This window comes from Ruegeria sp. BHSC043, from assembly GCF_059612985.1.
This window is the reverse complement of the sequence record NZ_JBXWRS010000001.1, coordinates 999,958-1,019,556: the sequence shown is the minus strand read 5'-3', so window position 1 is coordinate 1,019,556 and position 19,599 is coordinate 999,958. Positions and strand designations below refer to the sequence as shown.

The following is a 19,599-nucleotide window of genomic DNA, read 5'->3' as shown; positions in this document are numbered from 1 at the left end:
TAGGTTGGTATGTGTGTTACTGGAATCTAGCGCGCCATCAGATGTGATTTCCGGCGCATTGGGGGAAAAAGCGACATGGTGCGTCAGGTCACCCCCTCAAATCTGGCGCATTCGGGGATCACAGGGGTTTCTCAAAGTAGACCTTGTTGCCCTGCGCGGCGACCTCGTTCCAGCCCAGATGCCGGTACATCGCGCAGGTATTCTTCATCATGCGGTGGGTCGTCAGCTTCAACCGGTCGCACCCTGACCTGATGGCCTGGGCTTCCGCCTGGGCCAGCAGCTTGCGGGCCACCCCCTGCCCCTGTACAACCGGCGAAACCGCTAGGTTGAACACCATCATCGCCTGCCCCACGGGCCCGAAGATGATAACACCCGAAATCTCGCCATGCACCTCGGCTGCGATGACGTTATGCTGCGCAATGTCATCCTCGAGGCTGGCCGCGACGTCTGGCAGATCGGGAATCCGCGCCGCCGGGCCCGCATAGGCGGCCCGGATACATGCGCGAATGGAGTCCGTGTCCCCCACAACAGCAGGTCTAAGCGTGATTTCGGTCATTCGGTGCGCTCCGCGTCACTCTTTCCCGCCAAATGACGTCAAGGCGCTTGCACATGCAAGGCTTCCGACCTAAAGGCCGGGTATGACCGAGACATCCCATGACCGCCTTCTGATCATCGACTTCGGCAGCCAGGTGACGCAGCTGATCGCGCGCCGCCTGCGCGAGTTGAACGTCTATTGCGAAATCCACCCCTACCAGAACGTCACGATGGATTTCGTGCGGGACATGGCCCCGCGCGCCATCATCTTTTCGGGCGGACCGGACAGCGTAACCCGCGAAGGTTCGCCGCGTGTTCCGCAAGAGATCTTCGACTATGGCGTTCCGATCCTTGGCATCTGCTATGGCCAGCAGGTCATGATGCACCAGCTGGGCGGCAAGGTCGAAAGCGGCCACGGCACCGCCGAGTTCGGGCGGGCCTTCGTGACGCCGCGCGGCAAGCTCGACCTGCTCGAGGGCTGGTTCACCGATGGCAAAGAACAGGTCTGGATGAGCCACGGCGACCATGTCAGCCAAATCGCACCGGGGTTCGAGGTGTTCGGCACCTCGCCCAACGCGCCCTTTGCGATCACCGCCGATACCAACCGCCATTTCTATGCCGTTCAGTTCCACCCCGAGGTGCACCACACCCCCAAGGGCGCAAAACTATACGAGAATTTCGTGAAACTGGCCGGGTTCAAGGGCGACTGGACCATGGGCGCCTATCGCGACGAGATGATCCGCAAGATCTGCGAACAGGTCGGCGACAAGAAAGTGATCTGCGGTCTGTCGGGCGGTGTCGACAGCTCGGTCGCGGCGATTCTGATCCACGAAGCGATCGGCGACCAGCTGACCTGCGTTTTCGTCGATCACGGTCTGCTGCGCAAGAACGAGGCGCAGGAAGTCGTCTCGATGTTCCGCGACAACTACAACATCCAACTGATCCACGCGGATGAAAGCGAGCTGTTCCTGGGCGAGCTCGAGGGCGTCTCGGACCCCGAGACGAAGCGCAAGATCATCGGCAAGCTGTTCATCGACGTGTTTCAGAAGCATGCCGACACAATCGAAGGCGCCGAGTTTCTGGCCCAGGGCACGCTCTACCCCGATGTCATTGAATCGGTGTCGTTTTCCGGTGGCCCGTCAGTCACGATCAAATCGCATCACAACGTCGGCGGCCTGCCCGAAAAGATGGGCCTGAAGCTGGTCGAGCCGCTGCGCGAACTGTTCAAGGACGAGGTTCGCGCGCTGGGCCGCGAACTGGGCCTTCCGCCCAGCTTCATCGGCCGCCACCCCTTCCCCGGCCCCGGTCTGGCCATCCGCTGCCCCGGCGAGATCACCCGCGAAAAGCTGGAAATCCTGCGCGAGGCCGACGCGATATATATCGACCAGATCCGCAAGCACGGCCTGTATGACGAGATCTGGCAGGCCTTCGTCGCGATCCTTCCGGTGCGCACGGTCGGCGTGATGGGCGACGGGCGCACCTATGACTATGCCTGCGCCTTGCGGGCGGTGACATCTGTCGATGGAATGACGGCCGATTACTACCCGTTCAGCCACGAATTCCTGAGTGAAACCGCCACCCGGATCATCAACGAGGTCAAGGGCATCAACCGCTGCACCTATGACATCACATCCAAGCCTCCTGGCACGATCGAATGGGAATGACACGAAGAGCCGGGCCCTGACCCGGCTTTTTTGTTGTTGTTCCAACCGCCTGTGTCTGGTTCGCTTCTCCGGCGATAGCGCAGGGATTCGGAATGAATGAGAACGCAAGGACGATGGTCAAAACGGCACTGTGGATGACCGGCGCCATCGCGTCGTTTTCCTCTATGGCCGTTGCGGGGCGCGAGCTGAGCGCCGTCCACGATACGTTCGAGATCATGATGTACCGCAGCGTCGTCGGTGTGATCGTGGTCGCCACCATTCTGACGCTGACCCAAAAATGGCATCAAGTTTCGACCCGGCGGTTCGGGCTGCATCTTGTTCGTAACACGGTGCATTTCGCGGGCCAGAACCTGTGGTTCTACGCGGTCAGTGTCATTCCTCTAGCGCAGGTTTTCGCGCTGGAATTCACGCAGCCGATCTGGGTCATTCTGCTGTCGCCCCTGTTGCTGGGCGAGCGCCTGACCCCGACACGCGCGCTGTCGGCCGTGATCGGGTTTGTCGGAGTACTGATCGTGACCCGCCCCGGCGCCACCTCGATTTCGCCGGGAGTGATGGCCGCGACAGCCTCGGCTGTTTTCTTTGCGTTGACAACGATTTCGACCAAAAAGCTGACACGGTTCGCCAGCATTGGCTGCATCGTCTTCTGGTTGACCAGCATGCAGGCGGTCATGGGGCTTGCTGCATCGGGTATCGACGGGCAGATCGCGGCACCGACCCTGCAAACAGCGCCCTTCCTGCTGCTGGTCGGGCTGGCGGGGCTGTTGGCGCATTTCTGCATCACCAACGCGCTGGCCATCGCGCCCGCCAGCGTCGTGATCCCGTTCGACTTTGCACGTCTGCCGACGATCGCGGTTGTGGGGATGCTGTTGTATCGCGAACCGCTCAACCATTGGACACTGCTGGGAGCTGCCGTGATTTTCGGCGGTATTTTCCTAAACGTTCGAGCCGAAGGCCGTAGCAATTCTGCAACACGACATCGGGGTACACAAAACAACTAACGTTCGGTCATAGGTTGACGTTTTTTTAAACTCCGCGTGAATAGGGTTCATCGAATTCATCGCCACAAACACTCACCACAAAAGTGACGTGGCACCGGATAGTGAAAAGGGAGGAACACATGAAAAAAGCGCTGCTACAAGCGTGCGCGCTTTGCGTCGGAGCGACAGCCGTACATGCAGGCGGTATCGACCGGAGTGGTCAAGGCATCAACGTCATCTTCGAAGAAGGATCGGTGGTCCAGTTCCGCTTGGGTTACACATCGCCCAGCGTGACCGGAACGATGCTCGGGGTGGACTCAGGAGAGGTGGCCAACAACTTCTTCACGCCCCATCTGGCATATAAGCGTGCGGTCAACGAAAGGTTGGACTTCGCGTTGATCTACGACGAACCGTTTGCCGCGGATGTCTCGTATGGTGCTAGTTATCCGTTGTCGCAGAACCCGATCCCGGGTGGCCGGACCGACGTTCTACGGGCGAAGGCGGATACAGATGCGATCACCGCTCTGTTGCGCTACAAGTTCGACGGCGGATTCAGTGCAATCGGGGGCCTGCGGATTCAACGCCTTAGTGCCAATGTCGCGGTTCCGGCCGCAGCCGGATACGAAGTTGACGCAGATGCCGATACCGCACTGGGTTACGTGGTCGGCGTGGCGTGGGAGAAACCCGAAATCGCCGCGCGTGTCGCACTGACCTACAACTCGAAGATCTCGCATGATCTGTCGCAAACGGAGTCGTTGAACCCGATCCCGGTTCCGCCGATCCCGCCCGGCACGGTCGCAAGCCTAAACAGCACCAGCGAAGTGGTTTCGCCACAGTCGGTCAACCTGGACTTCCAGACCGGTGTTGCACCAAAGACCCTGCTGTTTGGTTCGGTCCGCTGGGCGGACTGGCCGCAGACGGTGTATGACCCGCCGAACTACCCGCCGGCGAACCCACTGGTCGATTATGACGACCCGACCTGGACCTATTCGCTTGGCTTGGGCTACCAGTTCAACGAGCAGTTCTCGGGCGCCGTGACGCTTGGGTATGAATCGTCCACTGACGAGCCCGTATCCAACCTCGGCCCAACCGACGGGTTCTGGAGCATCGGCTTGGGCGGCACCTACTCGATGGAGAAGGCCAAGATATCGGCCGGGGTCCGCTATACAGATCTGGGTGATGCGATCGCCGACGGCGCGGGCCCCGGTGCGCGCGCCACATTCGAAGGCAACAGCGCCTGGAGTGTCGGCTTCCAGATCACCTATGCGCTGAACTGAAGACCGCCAAATGGTTGAAAACATGAACCCCGCCCAAGTGGCGGGGTTTTTCGCATGATCCGGGTCGTTTGCCCGGCTCTGGTGTGGAAAATGCCGGTATGACACGACAAAAAACACTCTCACCCAGCTCCGGGGCCGAACTCGTGCTGCTGGGCCTGATCTGGGGCGGGTCCTTCCTTGCGATCCGAATCGCACTGGATTCGGTTCCGGTAATCACCGCCGTGTTTCACCGGGTTTTCTGGGCGGCGCTGGCTCTTTGGGCCGTAGTCCTGATCCAGCGGCTGCCCGTGCCGACCAGCTGGCGGGTCTGGCGCGCATTCCTGGTCATGGGGCTGCTGAATAATGCCCTACCCTTCACCCTGATGGCCTGGGGCCAGCTTCATGTGGATACCGGCCTAACCTCAATTCTGAACGCCGCCACGGCCATCTTCGGAGTTCTGGCCGCCGCGATGTTCTTTCCCGACGAGAGGCTTTCGGCGACCCGCCTGATCGGGGTGATCCTCGGATTCGCCGGCGTCTCCATCACGATTGGCATCGGCAGTCTGCTGCGCTTTGACCTGCAGAGCATGGGGCAACTGGCGATTCTGGCCGGCGCGGTATCCTATGCGATGGCGGCGGTCTGGGCGCGGCTTCACCTGTCCGGGTTGCCGCCGCAAGTCTCGGCTGCTGGTATGTTGACCGCCTCTACGGTTTTCATGCTGCCAGTCATGATGGTCGTTGACGGCCCGCCCGTCCTGTTCCTGCCCGCTGAGACGTGGCTGGCCATCGGCTATTTCGCCGTGGTGGCAACGGCCGGCGCCTATTTGCTGTATTACCGCATCCTCGCGGCGGCGGGCAGCGGCAATCTGTTGCTGGTGACGCTCATCATCCCTCCGGTGGCGATCACGCTTGGCGCCCTGGTCCGAAACGAGGCCCTTCCGCCCAACGCCTATCTGGGGTTCGGCGTTCTTGCCTTAGGCTTGACGATCCTCAGCCGATCCGGGCGGCGCGATTGACGCCGCGCGCCCTGCGTTTTAGCTAGGGCAAAACAAGGGACGGCGGAACATGATCTACGGCTCGGCACGGGAATGGCGCGAGGCTGCACGAAAGAAGGTGCTGTTTTTCGGGATGTCGGGGCTGGGCAAGACCTATGTCTCGAATATCCTGCGCGAATCCGGCGATTGGTTTCATTACTCGATCGATTACCGGATCGGTACACGCTATATGGGAGAATACATCACCGACAACGCCAAGGCCGAGGCGATGAAGGTGCCGTTTCTGCGCGATCTGCTGCTGACCGATTCCATCTACATCGGCTCGAATATCTCGTTCGAGAATCTGACCCCCGTGTCCGCCTATCTGGGCAAGCCCGGAAACCCGGACCTGGGCGGCCTGCCCATGCCCGAATACCGGCGCCGGCAGGAACAGTTCCGGCTGGCCGAGATCCACGCCCTGCTGGACACCGAATATTTCATCGACCGCGCGCAGCGGTTGTACGGTTATCCGCATTTCATCTGCGATACGGGCGGGTCGATCTGTGAATGGGTCGATCCCGATGACCCGGCGGATCGCGTGCTGTCGGAACTGTCGCACCATACACTGATGATCTGGATCAAGGGCGACGACGCGCACACCGCCGAATTGATCCGTCGCTTTGACAAGGCCCCCAAGCCCATGTCCTACCAGGCCGAATTCCTAACGCGCGTCTGGCGGGACTACCTGGATCGGCACGGCTGCGCCGAGGCTGACGTGAACCCCGATGACTTCATCCGCTGGACCTATGCCCAGGCGCTTGCGCATCGCCAACCGCGGTATCGGGCGATGGCGGAAAACTGGGGCGTGACCGTCACTGCCGACCAGATCGGACAGGTACGCGATGCCGGTGATTTCGACGAGTTGATCGAACGCACCCTTGAGGCCCGCCGGGCCGCATCCTAACTAGAGCCTCTCACCGGACCAACCAGAAGTTTGAACCATGCCCATCAAGATCCCCTCTGACCTGCCCGCCTTTGACGTCCTGACCAAGGAAGGCGTCATGGTCATGGCCGAGGATCAGGCCATGCGGCAGGACATCCGGCCGCTGAAGATCGGGCTGCTGAACCTGATGCCGAAGAAGATCCAGACAGAAAACCAGTTCGCGCGGCTGATCGGGGCAACCCCGCTTCAGATCGAACTGTCGCTGATCCGGATGACCGAACATCAGACCAAGAACACCGCCGCCGAGCACATGGAAGAGTTCTATCGCCCTTTCCAGGAGGTCAAGGACCAGAAATTCGACGGGCTGATCATCACCGGCGCCCCGATCGAACATCTGGATTTCACCGACGTGACCTATTGGGATGAACTGACTGAGGTGTTCGACTGGACCCAGACCAACGTGCATTCCACATTTGGCGTCTGCTGGGGCGGGATGGCGATGATCTACCACTTCCACGGGGTCCGAAAGCATATGCTTCCGGCCAAGGCTTTCGGCTGTTTCCGGCATCGCAACCTTGCGCCTGCCTCGCCGTTTCTGCGCGGCTTCTCGGATGACTGCGTGATCCCCGTCAGCCGCTGGACCGAGGTGCGACAGGGCGAGATCGACGCCGCCCCCGGCCTGACCACCCTGTTGGGCAGTGACGAGGTCGGCCCCTGCCTGGTCGAGGACCCCGCACACAGGGCTCTGTATATCTTCAACCATTTCGAATACGACAGCGACACACTGAAACAGGAATATGACCGCGACGTCGCCAACGGCACGCCGATCAACGTTCCGATCAACTATTACCCCGACGACGATCCCAGCCGGACTCCGCAGAACCGCTGGCGCAGCCACGCGCATCTTCTGTACGGGAACTGGATCAACGAGATTTACCAGACCACCCCGTTCGACATGAACGAAATTGGCCGTTAAGGCGCTGATACTGTTCACCGCGGCCGCGGCAACGCTGGCGGCCGTGACCCTCTGGCTTGCGGCCCAGCGGGAATCCCGAGCCCTGGCCGACTTCCCGCCCGAGGGGCAAATCCTGGACATCGACGGTATCGCCGTCCATGCGGTGGTCATGGGTCAGGGGCCTGACGTCGTGCTGATACATGGCTCCAGCGGCAACACCCGCGACATGACCTTTGCGCTGGCACCGATACTGGCCAGGTCTTTTCGTGTCATCGTGTTCGACCGACCCGGCCTTGGATATTCGCAAAGCTTCAATCCTGCCGGCGAAACCATCGTCGAACAGGCGGACATCCTGCAAAGGGCCGCGGCCCGGTTGGGGGCTGACAAACCCATCGTCGCGGGGCAAAGCTATGGCGGTTCGGTCGCCCTTGCCTGGGCGGTGACGCGACCGGAAGATATTTTGGCTCTGGTCCTGATCGCCCCGGCAGCGGTGCCATGGGAAACCCCGCTGGATTCGTTCAATGGCGTCTCATCGACGGCCTGGGGCAGCGCAGTGCTCTTGCCTTTGATTACCGCTTTCGTGCCGGACTGGTATGTCGAAAAAGCGCTGGGTACCGTGTTTTCCCCGCAAAAGACGCCTGCAGGCTATGCCCAGCATTTCGGTCCCGGTCTGACATTGCGCCGCGCATCCATGCACGCCAATGCCAAACAGCGCGCCAACTTGCTGGATGAAGTCACGAGACTCGAACCGCGCTATCCTGAAATTTCGGCCCCGACCGAGATCGTCCACGGCACTGCCGATACCACCGTGGGGCTGGACTGGCACTCGCGGCGCCTGCGCGATCGGATACCGGGCGCCGAGTTGATCGAACTGCAGGGCATCGGCCACATGCCACAGGTCGTCGCCGCGTCCGAGGTGGCCGCAGCCATCGAGCGGGCAGCGCACCGTGCCGGTTTGCGTTAGCCCGGCCAGCAAGCCATAGTGACCTGTGAACAGTGTTACGAGGCGCTTCATGACCGGAACCCAAAAAGGGGCAATCAACGACTATTACCGCAAGTCCGCACCCAAAGATGTCCGCGACGCGATCGAGAATGCTGGCCGCGGCGACATCCTGTCTCCAACCTACCCCTACCGACAGAAGATGAAGCGTAAGGACTATGACCGGCAGATGGACGCGCTGCAGATTGAACTGGTCAAGCTGCAGGCCTGGGTCAAGGAAACCGGTCAACGTGTCGCCATCATCTTCGAAGGGCGCGACGCCGCGGGCAAAGGAGGAACCATCAAACGGTTCCGCGAAAATCTCAATCCGCGCGGCGCAAGGGTCGTGGCGCTCAGCAAACCGTCGGATGCCGAACGCAGCCAGTGGTATTTCCAGCGCTACATTCCGCACCTGCCCTCGGCCGGAGAGCTCGTTTTTTTTGACCGCAGCTGGTACAACCGCGGCGTGGTCGAAAACGTCTTTGGCTTTTGCACCCCGGACGATCGAGAGCGCTTCTTTAGACAGCTTCCGGGGTTGGAGGAAGGTCTGGTCAACGACGGCATCCGCCTGTTCAAGTTCTGGCTGAACGTTGGTCGGGCCGAACAACTCAGGCGCTTTCTAGACCGCGAAAACGACCCGCTGAAATACTGGAAGCTCAGCCCCATCGACATCGCCGGCCTTGGCAAGTGGGAGGACTACACCCAATCCATCCACGAAACTCTGACCCGATCGCATTTCAACCACTGCCCCTGGACCATCATCCGCGCGGACGACAAAAAGCGCGCCCGGCTGGCCGCGATCCGAACGGTTCTGGCGGGGTTGGACCATGACGAAAAAGATCTCGACACCGTCGGCACCCCAGACCCCCTGATCTGCGGGGGGCCGGAAATCTGGGATGCATGACGACCCGCGCGGCCATGCCGCAGCGGTGGATTCCTGCCGATCGACACCATATACCCATTAGGCAAAAGACAAAAGAAACACAGGCATTCGAGGCCGGTATGACCAAGCGCGGCTATCACCACGGGAACCTCAAGCAGGCGCTGATCGAGGCGGCCCTGTCCCTGATCGAGGAAAAGGGCCCGACCGGCTTTACCCTGTCCGAGGCCGCCAAGACCGCCGGGGTGACGCCGGCCGCTGTCTATCGCCACTATCACGGGCGCGAAGACCTGATCGCCGAGGCTGCGCGCCAGGGCTTCGAGATGTTCGCCGACCTGATGCAACACGCCTATGACAAGGGGCAGCCGTCGGCGCTTGCCGCGTTCGAGGCGACCGGCCGGGCCTATCTGGCCTTTGCCCGCAAGCATCCCGGTCACTACATCGCGATGTTCGAAAGCGGCATATCCCTGAACCGCACGCCCGAGCTGTCGATGGCCGCAAACCGTGCGAAATCCGTGCTTGAACAGGCAGCCGCCGACCTGTCACAACACATCCCACCCGAGAAACGCCCACCCGCCTCGATGTTCAGCGCGCATATCTGGGCCATGAGCCACGGCGTGGTCGAACTCTATGCCCGCAACACGGGCGCGTCCTCGCCCTTCCCGCCCGAGGACCTTCTGGAAACCGGGATTGGCATCTATCTGCGCGGTCTGGGGCTGGTGCCCCCGGACGATTGATCACGGCATCCGGCCGGACCAGGATACGTTCAGCCGCGAACTGACATTGATCAGATCCATCCGCCCCAGGCCCTTGATTTCGACCGCCCCGAGATCGGCGATCTGGAATTCGTCGATCAGGGCGTATTTCATATCTTCCGGCGCGACGATGTTCATGGGGTCGGCAAAAACCTAAAGCCGCGATTCGATGTTCACCGCTGGCCCGAAGACATCTTAGACGTATTTCTGCACTCCCACGACCGACCCGACCGGCGGACCGATGCCCAGGCCTATGCGCGCCTGACATTTTTGCGGGTGGCTTTCGTTGCGCCGGTCGAGATATCGCAGAAACCGCACCGCGCAATGCGCCACCGCCGTCGCGTTATCGGGCGTTGCGTCCGGCATTCCCGACAGCGCCAGGTAGGCATCGCCGATCGTCTTGATCCGCTCGCAGCCGAATTGCTCGACGATCCGGTCAAAGGCGGTGAAGATGTCATTCAGCTCGCTCAACGTGACCGTGGGGTCGGTCCGGGCCGCAAAATCGGTGAACCCGACGAAGTCCAGCATCACCACCGACACCTGATCGAACAGCTGCGGTGTCACCACGCCGAAGGTCTTGAACTCCTCGTAGACGGATCGCGGCATCAGGTTCAGCAGCAACCGCTCGACCCGCTCCTTTGCGCACTCCAACTCGCGCGTGTTGCGCTCGACCATAGTCGAATAGCTGTCGATCATGCTTTCCAGCTCGCGGATGCGGGTGATGTTCTGGCATTCGACCACCAGAATCTGCTCGTCCATCCCGTTGGCCAGCGACACCGAGACGGCGAAAACCGGCGTCCGGCGGTTGCGCTTGATTTTCAGCTCGGCCAAATAGCGCAGTAATGATTGCTTGACATTATCCAGTTCGCGCCTGTCCAGATCGGGCAGCAGGTCCGGCAAGGTCTGGCCGACGGCCGGCGTTCCGAACCATTCGGCAAAAGGCCCGTTGTGGAAGATGAAGGTCAGATCCGACGCCCGCAATACGGCAACGCCGACTCCGATGGCCCGCAACAGTTGCTCGTTGATGGCCTGGATACTCATGCCGGGCGAGGATGATCCCCCCGCTTGCTCTCAATGGCGGCAAGGGCAGCATCCAAATCTTCATCCGACATGCCATGCATCGACAGGACCTGCCCGAACAATGCCGCCATCGCGTCGAAATCCGAATGACTGATTCTCAGGTGGCGGTGGACCACCTCGATCCGGTCATCGCTGAACGAGGCCGGGCCTCCAACCAACGAGGACACGAACTTAGTCTGGTGGTCGATCAGGCGCGGCATGTCGATGTCTTCGAACTAGTCGCCGATCTCGTCGGACTTTAATACCATTTCAAAAAACGACATCACGATCCGGATTATCGTTTTGAACCCGCCGTATTTTTCAAAAATCGTCTGAGCCACGGCGAGACCTCATACCACCTCGAGCATCCTCGCAGTGCAATCTCATTCCGAGAGTTTTGCAAACTAATTTGAGCACACAGCCGTTTATGCGCACGCAAAACAAGCGAATTTTCAGAGGCACGACCCGGACCGGCCTTAAGAGTTCAGACATCAAGATCGTCCGCGCACGGAACCAGACCGACATAGCCGCCCCGTTTCAAAAGCCGGGACTGTCCGCCTGCCCGCCAGTACAGCTTGCGGCCCGCAGCCTTCAGCTCGCGCGCCACCCGGAACCAGGTCGGCCCCTTGTCCAGCCCGCTGTTGATGCGAACGTCCTGCTCGCGTTCGCTAATCTTGATGACGGTCTGAGTGTCCAACTGCGACTGAACCGCCTGGACACACACGGCTGGAAAACATTGATACATGGCCCAATCCGGGCGCGGAATGGTCAGAAAGTCATCCAGATGGTCCGAGTATTCCTCGGACCATTCCAGCAGTTTGCGGCATCCTTGCTGCGACACGACATATGCCGCCGCACTGGCAACCATCTCCAATATCTCGCGCACCGCCACGCCACCAATGTCCCTGCTGGGGCCGAATCGGCGCACGCGCGGCCAATAGTCGAGCTTGACGTAGTCGAATTTGTCGGCGTTCTGGACCAGAGATTGAAGGACATCGGCCGTCACATCGGACAGTTGGACATCATCCTCAAATGCGACCACGGCCGGCAGCCCTCTGTCGGCTCCGATTTGCCATATCCTTCGGTGGCTTTCGAAGCACCCGATCTCACTCAGCTTGAGCCCCCACCGGCTGCCGCTGCCGGGCACATAGCGCGCGGAATTCAGCGCCCCCGGCTGGCTGGCATCAGTCGCGCTGAGACGGTGCGCCCCGGCCAACCCGGCCCGCGCGAACTCGGCCTCCATGAAGGCACGGCGTTCCGGTACGCGATCAAGGTTGATGTAATAGATGCTGTCGGCCACCGAGTGGTCAGGCGTATGCACTGGGGTTCCCTTCCTGCTGGACGTACGACCTAGCCCTTACCGTCAATACCTGCCGCTCGTCCAGCGTTCAGGGGTTTGCTTGCAGAAGGCAATATCGCTCCGTTTTCTGCCCAGCACCTTGGCAAAAGCTTGGAATTCAGGAGTGTGCATACTTACAATGGAAGTAGTTCAGCTACACCTCAAGAGGGGCTAACCATTGTCCGCAACTCACGAAAATCGTCCGGGATGGGGTATACGCGAAACGGATGGTCGTTTGGTTCATGTCAGCGACGTGCGGAACGGCTCGGATTGCGGATGTCTATGCCCTGCCTGCAAGTCACCCCTGATCGCGCGTCAGGGCAAGCATCGGGTATGGCACTTCGCCCATGCATCAAAAGTGAACTGCGAGAGCGCTGGCGAAACCGCACTACATTTAGCCGCAAAACAAGCCCTAAAAGACCTGAAGGGGAAAATTCTCATTCCGGAAGAAATCATTCGCAAGGCAGGCTGGCCCGCCCCAAACGAGTTGGCAAACCGGCCCATCGCGAAACTGAACGAACTAATGACGCATTCCTTTCCTGAACGTATTGCATCGGAGTCCAATGTCCGCATCGAGCCACAAGACTGGGTACACCAGGGGTTTCGGCCCGATGCGGTTCTGGAGTTGAACGGCGTCCAGTTGTTCATTGAAATTCGTGTCACGCATGAGGTCGATCAACCGAAACGGGAACGAATGCGAAGAATGGGAATTGGCGCCATAGAGATTGACCTCTCGGACGCAGATCGCCACGTCTCACCAAATGAACTAACACGGCTAATAAAGTTACAGGCACCACGCAAGTGGCTGGTCACTGGGCGGACGGAGACTCGGGAGAGATGGGAAAAAGAATTCACGAAGAGATTGAGAGCTGAAGCCTCACGGCTCAACGACATGGTTCCGCGTAAATTGACTCCTAAATTCTACGTCAATGCCTGTCCGCGGAGAAACGAACCAGACTTTGAATCTGTTTATGTCTACAAGTGTTTAGATTGCAAATATTGTGGAGGGCAAATTCCCGACTTCGTGGATACACCACTTTGGAACATGCTTGATGACCGGCTACGGCATTCGGCATAAGCCTCAGTTCTATGTTCTCACAGAGGCAACTCCAGCAATATTCCAACAGAGATGCAAAAGGAATACGTTCGCCAACTCGCACACAACGATTTGGAGCGGGGAGGAGGCCTGACCAAATGTCTTCCCAATGGTTCGGAAAAAGACAAGAAGTTTTGCTCAGATTTCATTTCCGCGCATCCTGACTGCAAAAAGTGTGGTAGGAAGATGGCTCTACGGAAGAACAAAAAAGAACAACTCTTCTGGGGGTGCAGTTTATATCCGCAATGCAGGGGAATATTCCCATTCGATTCGAACACACCATTGGCGTCGATCGTAAAGTCGCACGAGCAAAAACGACGCGCTGCACTCCGGGAACATGAGAAAATCTGTGCTGAGAAGCCGATTCTGCGAAGACCTCCAGCTGACGATACTTCGCTATCGCATAGAGCGATGCCTTCTTCTCCCCGGCCCGTGAAACAGTAGCAAAATGGATTTCTCAAATTTACAACAGCGGCCTGCGACGCAATCTGACATTCAAGCGTCACGCAAAAACCTCTAGGTTCGGCTCAGAACAGGCATTCCGTGCCAACGCCCCCTTGGGTATCAACGCTATTGACCGAGTTTGCCAAATGTTGCTTTGTCCGCAGACTATTAGTTAGGCGGGTCTTGTCGCAGCATCGAGACCCCACTTCGGGGGTCGGCTCAGGGCCGGAAAATCTAGAGTCGGACTGTCCGGCAAGGGAATGCATTGGCAGCCAAGCTTTGTCGCTACACTCCTTGGTATTGGCTTGCCTTCGAGCGGGGGGGGGGGCAAAATGGGGGGGCTACGTAACTTTGTCGCCAATAAATCAATAATATCAATTTATTATAGAAGGATCATGGCGGAGAGACAGGGATTCGAACCCTGGAGACGGTTTCCCGCCTACACACTTTCCAGGCGTGCGCCTTCGACCACTCGGCCACCTCTCCGTGCCGAGGATATTTGGACCAATGAATCAGGATTTGCAAGGCCCGATTGAACGCAAATCACATGCATCTCAGCCGGACCAAAAATTTCCGACGTTGTTGATGAACAACCCAACCCATTCTTTGGGCCCGGACACCGAGCCTTCAGGTTTTGACGTCTCCCTCGGACTTGTGGGCACCGTCTGACAATCCATCCGGCGAAGCCTTTCCTTGACTCGGCTCGCACTCGACTTCGGGCGCATTGACACCAGCCCCAGGCGCTCCGACCAATGTCTCGGGATTGCGCAACCAGACATCCCGTTGGGCAAAGGGAATTTCGATCCCCTCCTCGGCGAATCTGCGATTGATTTCGTGGTTCATTTCGGACTTTACCGCCACCACCCAATTCACATCGCGGATGATCGCGCGGATCTCGAAATCAAGCGAGTCTGCCCCGAACCCGACAAAGTAGATGTTGGGCGTCGGGTGCGACAGGACCATCGGATGCTGGTTTGCCACCTCGCGCAGGATCTTCTCGACCTTGGCGGTATCCGTGCCATAGGCCACTCCGACCGGAACGATGACCCGCCCGATGGTGTTGCCGCGGGTATAGTTCGTGACCACCCCGCTGATCAGGTCCGAGTTGGGGATGATGACATCGGTCCGATCAAAGGTCTCGATCCGGGTCGAGCGGACCGAAATATCGCGGACGTATCCGGTCATGCCGTTCACGTCGATCCAGTCGCCCTGCGAGATCGGGCGCTCGATCAACAGAATGATCCCGGAAACGAAGTTCGACACGATGGTCTGCAGGCCGAAACCGATACCGACCGACAACGCCCCGGCCACGATCGCCAACGAAGACATGTCAAAGCCTGCGACCACAATGGCGACCAACGCCGCCACGAAGATACCGACATAGCCCGTTCCGGCCACGACAGCGGCCTGCCCTCCAGCGTCGAGCCCGGTCTTCGGCAGAAGCGATCCGCGCAACGTGCCTTGCAAGAGGCGGGTCAGCATGTAGCCGATCACGAAGACGGCCACGAAAGTCAGGAAATTGGACGGCGAGATTGTCACGCCACCAATGTCGAAGCCCAGCATGATCCGCGACCAGACCTCGATCAGGTCGGTCTCCCGCGCGCCCCAGTACAGCGCAAGGACTGGCAGCGCCAGAACAGCAAGAACGAACCCGACTAGAACCGAGAACAGCGAGTCGCTCGCCCCGTCCTGCTGGCCGGTCAGCCAGCCATATAGCGATGTCACGAAACGCTGGAAGATCACCAGGGCCGCAATCAGAATAAGCGTCTTGACCGCCGGGAAGACAACCGCAACGGCCGCGTTGGTATAACCCAGCGCAGCAAGCAATGGTCCGGTGGCCCCCAACAAAAACATGAGACGCCGAAGAAGCTCGACGATCTGCGCAAATCCCCGGCCCCGCTCCGAAGTCTGTTCTTCGGAATCTCGACCATCACCGCCACCACGGATATGCCGAGCTCGCAATAATAGCAGACCGGTAATCAGAATGATGGGAAAGTTGACCACCGCGCGGGTCGCGTCGGAGATGTTTTCGATCCGACCGAACAACTGCGCCAGTTCGTGCAAAATCAGCATCACGGCCAACAGGTCGATATAAAGCCGCAGTTCAGCAACCTTGCCTTCCGGCAGGGCCAAGGCACCATCGGCCTCGCTCATCGAAAGTATCTGACGTCCGATCCAGTCGTAGAACAGGATGATCGCGGCCCAATAGGGGACTTCTTGGATCAGCAAAGCGCCGCGAAACCCTGGAACGCCGGTCATCGACACGGCCTGGATGAGAAAAACGACCCCCATCCACGGGAAGATGATCCGAAACAGCGAAACGATGAACGTCCACACGCCACGCCCCGCACCGCCAAAGCGCCGCAGATAATCGCCGGCCCTCTCTGACCAGCGACGACCAAACAGCAGTAGTACCAGCGCCAAAATGACCAGCGTCAGGATGGCCGGAGCATCATTGCGCATTCTTTCACGAACGACTGCTGACCGAAGGTTCGCCTTGGTTTCGTTGACCAGGCTATGCCCGGCCTCGCTGACCGCCTCCCAGGCAGGTACCCAGTACGCGGGATTGAGCGGCGACGGCCCACGCGTCAAAAGCTGCGTACGCTGCCGCTCTCGAATGATCGCGTCAATTTCGCTGATCAATCCATTGGCGCGACTGAAAGCTTCCTCGCTGATGATCCGCGGGATCTTCAGCTTGTTGATCTGACTTTCCAAGTGGGACCGCAGCTGTGCTATCTGCTCTGGTTCCTCCGAGCCATCCTCGGGCGCCGGCCCAAGCGCATTAAGCTGTGCTTCGAGTGTTTTCAAACGATCGGTGTTTGCCGTCCGTGCCTTATTGAAATCCTCCCTGTAAGCATTTATTTCTGCTCTCAAATTTTCGAATGCGGCATTCGAAGCACGGCGCGCCTCAATGACGTTTTCAGCGCGCTCGGCTGTGCTAAGCCATTTCTTGTAATACTCGCTCTGCGTGTCACTCAGCTGGGCAGATGCACCGCCGACCAGACTCAGCACAAGCACAAAGGCAAGTGCCAGCAGATGTTGCAGGTGCCTGACCATCAGACGTCTTCGAACACGCCGGGGATGCTGCGGGGCGCCTCGGTCATCCACTCGGGGACGGGCAGCTCTTTTTCCCGCAGGAATTCGGGGTTGAACAGTTTGGACTGATAGCGCGTGCCATAGTCGCACAAGACCGTGACGATCGTGTGCCCAGGCCCCATTTCGCGGGCCAGCCGGACCGCGCCGGCGATGTTGATCGCGGTCGAGCCGCCCATCACCAACCCCTCTTCGCGAAGCAGGTTGAACACATAGGGCAGCGCCTCGGTATCGCTGATCTGGTAGGCATGGTCCGGATTGAACCCTTCCAGATTCTTGGTGATGCGCACCTGCCCGATCCCTTCCGCGATCGAGCTGCCCTCCATCGCGATTTCGCCGGTCGTGTAATAGGAATATAGCCCCGCGCCCAGCGGATCGGCCAACCCGATGGTCACGCCCTTGGGCTGCAGCGCCTCGGCCACGCCGGCCAGCGTTCCGCCCGAGCCCACGGCACAGATGAACCCGTCGACCTTGCCTTCGGTCTGCTCCCAGATCTCGGGGCCGGTGGTTTCCACATGGGCCTGACGGTTGGCTACGTTGTCGAACTGGTTGGCCCAAATCGCGCCATTGGGTTCGGTCTTGGCCAGTTTCTCTGCCAGGCGGCGCGAATAGTGGACAAAGTTGTTGGGGTTCCGGTACGGAGCAGCCGGCACCTGGACCAGTTGCGCGCCAGCAAGGCGCAACATGTCCTTCTTTTCTTCCGACTGTGTTTCGGGGATCACGATCACCGTCTTGAACCCCATCGACGCCCCCACCAACGCCAGCCCGATCCCGGTGTTTCCGGCCGTGCCTTCGACGATGGTTCCCCCCGGTTTCAGTTCGCCACGGGCGATGGCATCGCGAATGATGTACAGCGCGGCCCGGTCCTTGACCGACTGACCGGGATTCATGAACTCGGCCTTGCCCAGAATTTCACATCCGGTTTCCTCGCTGACCCGGCGGAGGCGGATCAACGGGGTTTTTCCAACTGCGTCGGCAAGATCTCGTGCTATGCGCATGGCGCCCTCATGTCATTTGGCATCATTGCAGGCATACAGGTGCCCGGCTCCGACGACAAGCGGCGATGCTCAGTCGCGCAACCGATCCCTATGGCGCGCCAGCCAATGCGCCACCACCAACAACGGCATGTCCTTGAAGCCGTGGCGGTCGACCTGGCCGATGAACACGTCATATGGCAGGATCCGGCTGCGGATGTCCTCGCCCTCGGCCGTCACACCGCCATTGGCCGCCGGATCGGTCAGATCGCACAGGCCGACATACAGATGGACGAATTCGGTCGACGACCCGGTCGAGGAATAGGCCCCGCCGGCGTATTCCAGCCGATACGGCGACACCCCCGCCTCCTCCACCGTTTCCCGCAGCGCCGTCTGTTCAGGCGTCTCACCGGGGTCGATCATGCCGGCCACCGGTTCCCAGACCCATGGCTCGGGGTCGTCGATCAGATAGACGGGCGGGCGGAACTGTTCGACCAGCAGAACGCAGTCGCGGACCGGATCATATGGCAGGACGACCACGGCACCGCCCTGCATCAAGGCGCTGCGGTTCAGAACCGGCCCCATCGTGCCGTCATGGCGGCGATGCTGAAGGTCGATCTCGTCGACACCGAAATAGTTGACGTAGGCCCGGTGGTGCCGGTGAACGATCACGTCCTTGCGAATGTCGCGCGGATCTCCGGTACGGCGTTTCCGGGCCGCGAGCCGGGCCCAGGCCCGGGTTCGGATGGCCGGAAAGCTTTCGGCGATGTCGACGGCATCGATCCGGCCGTACCAGCTCATGACCTCGTCAGCGGCCAGCAGGGTCATGGGTCCCCATCGGGCAACCCACTGGTCCAGCGACCATGGCGCACCCGGTGTCCACCGGCCGGCGTCAGGAAAGAACACCTGGACCGGCACCAGCGTGCCATCGTCGCACTGCACCTCGCAATCTCGCAGATCGAACTCAAACCCGCCCTCGTAGAAGGCCAGCCGGTCCAAGTCCAACGCCTGCAGACCTTGCACAAGCAGCCCCTCGGCCGCTTGTGCAGCTTCGGGCACGATCATCGGAAAGGGCTGCCCTTCTGCGCAACGCACGGCGTGGTCGATCAGGCGGGCCGGCCGAACCGCCAGCGCATCCCCGGACCGGCCCAGCACACGTTCGAGCAGCGGCAAGTGGCGCAGCGTGCCGTAGAAAAACAGATCTGTCATGTTGTCAGGACCTTCAACCAGAGCTCAGTTCCACCGACGCGACGCTTCTTCGGTGAACAGCCCCGACAGGATGGCCCCGAAGGCCAGGGTTGCAATGATTTCCGGATAGATCAGCTCTTGCCCGAACTCGACACCCAGCTGGAAAATCGCAAGCAACGCTTCGAACGGTCCGTCATACCGGTGGCGCATCGCCAGACGAAACATCTCGTAGGTGCCTTGCACGAAAAGCCCCCAGAAAACCAGCGAAACCACCCCGGTCAGCCCGTTGTTGATCGCGGCCGTCCACCCGTGACCGGCGCGCTTGCCCATGATCACCCAGCCGCACAGAAACCCGAGTATGACGTTGACATAGGTGAAATAGCCATAATCCTTGCCCTCCTCTCCGTTGTCCATGATCATTCCGGATACCAGAAAGGCCACGACCACAAGGCAGATCGCGGCAACCAGGCGTGAGGCGGTGGGCATTTG

The 19,599-nt window shown here is 59.9% G+C and carries 20 protein-coding genes and 1 tRNA gene; 11 read left to right on the top strand and 10 right to left on the bottom strand.

Annotated features, from left to right (window positions below; translation table 11 throughout):
* Positions 1 to 118: 118 nt before the first annotated feature.
* Complete coding sequence (locus tag AC2FMM_RS04975) at positions 119 to 556, bottom strand: GNAT family N-acetyltransferase (protein WP_496795947.1); 438 nt, start codon at positions 554 to 556, stop codon at positions 119 to 121.
* An 82-nt stretch (positions 557 to 638) separates the two neighbouring features.
* Here AC2FMM_RS04975 and guaA point away from each other — a divergent pair, with 82 nt between their 5' ends.
* The 9 genes from guaA to AC2FMM_RS04930 all read left to right on the top strand — a co-directional run bounded on the left by guaA (position 639) and on the right by AC2FMM_RS04930 (position 9,899).
* Positions 639 to 2,198, top strand: coding sequence for a glutamine-hydrolyzing GMP synthase (guaA, locus tag AC2FMM_RS04970; protein ID WP_496795946.1), 1,560 nt, complete (start codon positions 639 to 641; stop codon positions 2,196 to 2,198).
* Positions 2,199 to 2,290: 92 nt separating this feature from the next.
* On the top strand, positions 2,291 to 3,196 hold the full coding sequence (locus tag AC2FMM_RS04965; RefSeq protein ID WP_496795945.1) for a DMT family transporter: 906 nt from the start codon (positions 2,291 to 2,293) through the stop codon (positions 3,194 to 3,196).
* Positions 3,197 to 3,315: 119 nt separating this feature from the next.
* Positions 3,316 to 4,452, top strand: a complete 1,137-nt coding sequence (locus AC2FMM_RS04960; protein WP_496795944.1) for an OmpP1/FadL family transporter — start codon at positions 3,316 to 3,318, stop codon at positions 4,450 to 4,452.
* 98 nt (positions 4,453 to 4,550) lie between these two features.
* The gene (locus AC2FMM_RS04955) at positions 4,551 to 5,447 is read left to right on the top strand and encodes a DMT family transporter (protein WP_496795943.1); all 897 of its coding nucleotides are present in this window, start codon (positions 4,551 to 4,553) and stop codon (positions 5,445 to 5,447) included.
* A 49-nt stretch (positions 5,448 to 5,496) separates the two neighbouring features.
* Entirely contained in the window at positions 5,497 to 6,369 is an 873-nt protein-coding gene (locus AC2FMM_RS04950) for an ATPase (protein WP_496712309.1), read from the top strand.
* 37 nt (positions 6,370 to 6,406) lie between these two features.
* On the top strand, positions 6,407 to 7,324 hold the full coding sequence (gene metA, locus AC2FMM_RS04945) for a homoserine O-acetyltransferase MetA (protein ID WP_496741361.1): 918 nt from the start codon (positions 6,407 to 6,409) through the stop codon (positions 7,322 to 7,324).
* Positions 7,314 to 8,267: an alpha/beta fold hydrolase gene (locus tag AC2FMM_RS04940; RefSeq protein ID WP_496680821.1), complete on the top strand. Its 954-nt coding sequence runs from the start codon at positions 7,314 to 7,316 to the stop codon at positions 8,265 to 8,267. The genes metA and AC2FMM_RS04940 overlap by 11 nt, the downstream gene beginning before the upstream one ends.
* Positions 8,268 to 8,316: 49 nt before the next feature.
* Positions 8,317 to 9,186: a polyphosphate kinase 2 gene (ppk2, locus tag AC2FMM_RS04935; RefSeq protein ID WP_496712313.1), complete on the top strand. Its 870-nt coding sequence runs from the start codon at positions 8,317 to 8,319 to the stop codon at positions 9,184 to 9,186.
* Between the two features lie 98 nt (positions 9,187 to 9,284).
* The gene (locus AC2FMM_RS04930) at positions 9,285 to 9,899 is read left to right on the top strand and encodes a TetR/AcrR family transcriptional regulator (protein WP_496795942.1); all 615 of its coding nucleotides are present in this window, start codon (positions 9,285 to 9,287) and stop codon (positions 9,897 to 9,899) included.
* Here AC2FMM_RS04930 and AC2FMM_RS04925 read toward each other — a convergent pair whose 3' ends face one another.
* The 4 genes from AC2FMM_RS04925 to AC2FMM_RS04910 form a co-directional block, all read right to left on the bottom strand.
* Positions 9,900 to 10,055 (bottom strand): hypothetical protein, encoded by a 156-nt coding sequence (locus AC2FMM_RS04925; protein WP_496795941.1) that lies wholly within the window; start codon positions 10,053 to 10,055, stop codon positions 9,900 to 9,902.
* 57 nt (positions 10,056 to 10,112) lie between these two features.
* Positions 10,113 to 10,958, bottom strand: a complete 846-nt coding sequence (locus AC2FMM_RS04920; RefSeq protein WP_496795940.1) for an adenylate/guanylate cyclase domain-containing protein — start codon at positions 10,956 to 10,958, stop codon at positions 10,113 to 10,115.
* Positions 10,955 to 11,197 carry a globin domain-containing protein gene (locus AC2FMM_RS04915; RefSeq protein WP_496795939.1) on the bottom strand — a complete coding sequence of 81 codons (243 nt, stop codon included), beginning with the start codon at positions 11,195 to 11,197 and terminating at the stop codon, positions 10,955 to 10,957. The genes AC2FMM_RS04920 and AC2FMM_RS04915 overlap by 4 nt, the downstream gene beginning before the upstream one ends.
* 263 nt (positions 11,198 to 11,460) lie before the next feature.
* Entirely contained in the window at positions 11,461 to 12,297 is an 837-nt protein-coding gene (locus AC2FMM_RS04910; RefSeq protein ID WP_496795938.1) for a glycosyltransferase family 25 protein, read from the bottom strand.
* Positions 12,298 to 12,493: 196 nt separating this feature from the next.
* Here AC2FMM_RS04910 and AC2FMM_RS04905 point away from each other — a divergent pair, with 196 nt between their 5' ends.
* The gene (locus AC2FMM_RS04905; RefSeq protein WP_496795937.1) at positions 12,494 to 13,393 is read left to right on the top strand and encodes a competence protein CoiA family protein; all 900 of its coding nucleotides are present in this window, start codon (positions 12,494 to 12,496) and stop codon (positions 13,391 to 13,393) included.
* A 51-nt stretch (positions 13,394 to 13,444) separates the two neighbouring features.
* Positions 13,445 to 13,855 carry a topoisomerase DNA-binding C4 zinc finger domain-containing protein gene (locus tag AC2FMM_RS04900; RefSeq protein WP_496795936.1) on the top strand — a complete coding sequence of 137 codons (411 nt, stop codon included), beginning with the start codon at positions 13,445 to 13,447 and terminating at the stop codon, positions 13,853 to 13,855.
* A 396-nt stretch (positions 13,856 to 14,251) separates the two neighbouring features.
* Here AC2FMM_RS04900 and AC2FMM_RS04895 read toward each other — a convergent pair.
* From AC2FMM_RS04895 to AC2FMM_RS04875, 5 genes are all read right to left on the bottom strand, one after another.
* Positions 14,252 to 14,341 (bottom strand) — tRNA-Ser (locus AC2FMM_RS04895).
* Between the two features lie 141 nt (positions 14,342 to 14,482).
* The gene (locus tag AC2FMM_RS04890) at positions 14,483 to 16,912 is read right to left on the bottom strand and encodes a DUF3772 domain-containing protein (protein ID WP_496712336.1); all 2,430 of its coding nucleotides are present in this window, start codon (positions 16,910 to 16,912) and stop codon (positions 14,483 to 14,485) included.
* A complete protein-coding gene (locus AC2FMM_RS04885; protein ID WP_496680834.1) occupies positions 16,912 to 17,946 on the bottom strand; it encodes a cysteine synthase A in 1,035 nt (344 codons plus the stop codon). Before AC2FMM_RS04885 ends, AC2FMM_RS04890 begins: the two co-directional genes overlap by 1 nt.
* 69 nt (positions 17,947 to 18,015) lie before the next feature.
* Positions 18,016 to 19,131, bottom strand: coding sequence for an NUDIX domain-containing protein (locus AC2FMM_RS04880; protein ID WP_496795935.1), 1,116 nt, complete (start codon positions 19,129 to 19,131; stop codon positions 18,016 to 18,018).
* A 24-nt stretch (positions 19,132 to 19,155) separates the two neighbouring features.
* Positions 19,156 to 19,542: a TrgA family protein gene (locus AC2FMM_RS04875; protein ID WP_496680919.1), complete on the bottom strand. Its 387-nt coding sequence runs from the start codon at positions 19,540 to 19,542 to the stop codon at positions 19,156 to 19,158.
* Positions 19,543 to 19,599: the final 57 nt, after the last annotated feature.

Coding starts and splice junctions, on each gene's coding strand:
- AC2FMM_RS04975 (WP_496795947.1), bottom strand. CDS start 556: ATGACCGAAATCACGCTTAGACCTGCTGTTGTGGGGGACACGGACTCC.
- guaA (WP_496795946.1), top strand. CDS start 639: ATGACCGAGACATCCCATGACCGCCTTCTGATCATCGACTTCGGCAGC.
- AC2FMM_RS04965 (WP_496795945.1), top strand. CDS start 2,291: ATGAATGAGAACGCAAGGACGATGGTCAAAACGGCACTGTGGATGACC.
- AC2FMM_RS04960 (WP_496795944.1), top strand. CDS start 3,316: ATGAAAAAAGCGCTGCTACAAGCGTGCGCGCTTTGCGTCGGAGCGACA.
- AC2FMM_RS04955 (WP_496795943.1), top strand. CDS start 4,551: ATGACACGACAAAAAACACTCTCACCCAGCTCCGGGGCCGAACTCGTG.
- AC2FMM_RS04950 (WP_496712309.1), top strand. CDS start 5,497: ATGATCTACGGCTCGGCACGGGAATGGCGCGAGGCTGCACGAAAGAAG.
- metA (WP_496741361.1), top strand. CDS start 6,407: ATGCCCATCAAGATCCCCTCTGACCTGCCCGCCTTTGACGTCCTGACC.
- ppk2 (WP_496712313.1), top strand. CDS start 8,317: ATGACCGGAACCCAAAAAGGGGCAATCAACGACTATTACCGCAAGTCC.
- AC2FMM_RS04930 (WP_496795942.1), top strand. CDS start 9,285: ATGACCAAGCGCGGCTATCACCACGGGAACCTCAAGCAGGCGCTGATC.
- AC2FMM_RS04925 (WP_496795941.1), bottom strand. CDS start 10,055: ATGAACATCGTCGCGCCGGAAGATATGAAATACGCCCTGATCGACGAA.
- AC2FMM_RS04920 (WP_496795940.1), bottom strand. CDS start 10,958: ATGAGTATCCAGGCCATCAACGAGCAACTGTTGCGGGCCATCGGAGTC.
- AC2FMM_RS04915 (WP_496795939.1), bottom strand. CDS start 11,197: ATGCCGCGCCTGATCGACCACCAGACTAAGTTCGTGTCCTCGTTGGTT.
- AC2FMM_RS04900 (WP_496795936.1), top strand. CDS start 13,445: ATGCAAAAGGAATACGTTCGCCAACTCGCACACAACGATTTGGAGCGG.
- AC2FMM_RS04890 (WP_496712336.1), bottom strand. CDS start 16,912: ATGGTCAGGCACCTGCAACATCTGCTGGCACTTGCCTTTGTGCTTGTG.
- AC2FMM_RS04885 (WP_496680834.1), bottom strand. CDS start 17,946: ATGCGCATAGCACGAGATCTTGCCGACGCAGTTGGAAAAACCCCGTTG.
- AC2FMM_RS04880 (WP_496795935.1), bottom strand. CDS start 19,131: ATGACAGATCTGTTTTTCTACGGCACGCTGCGCCACTTGCCGCTGCTC.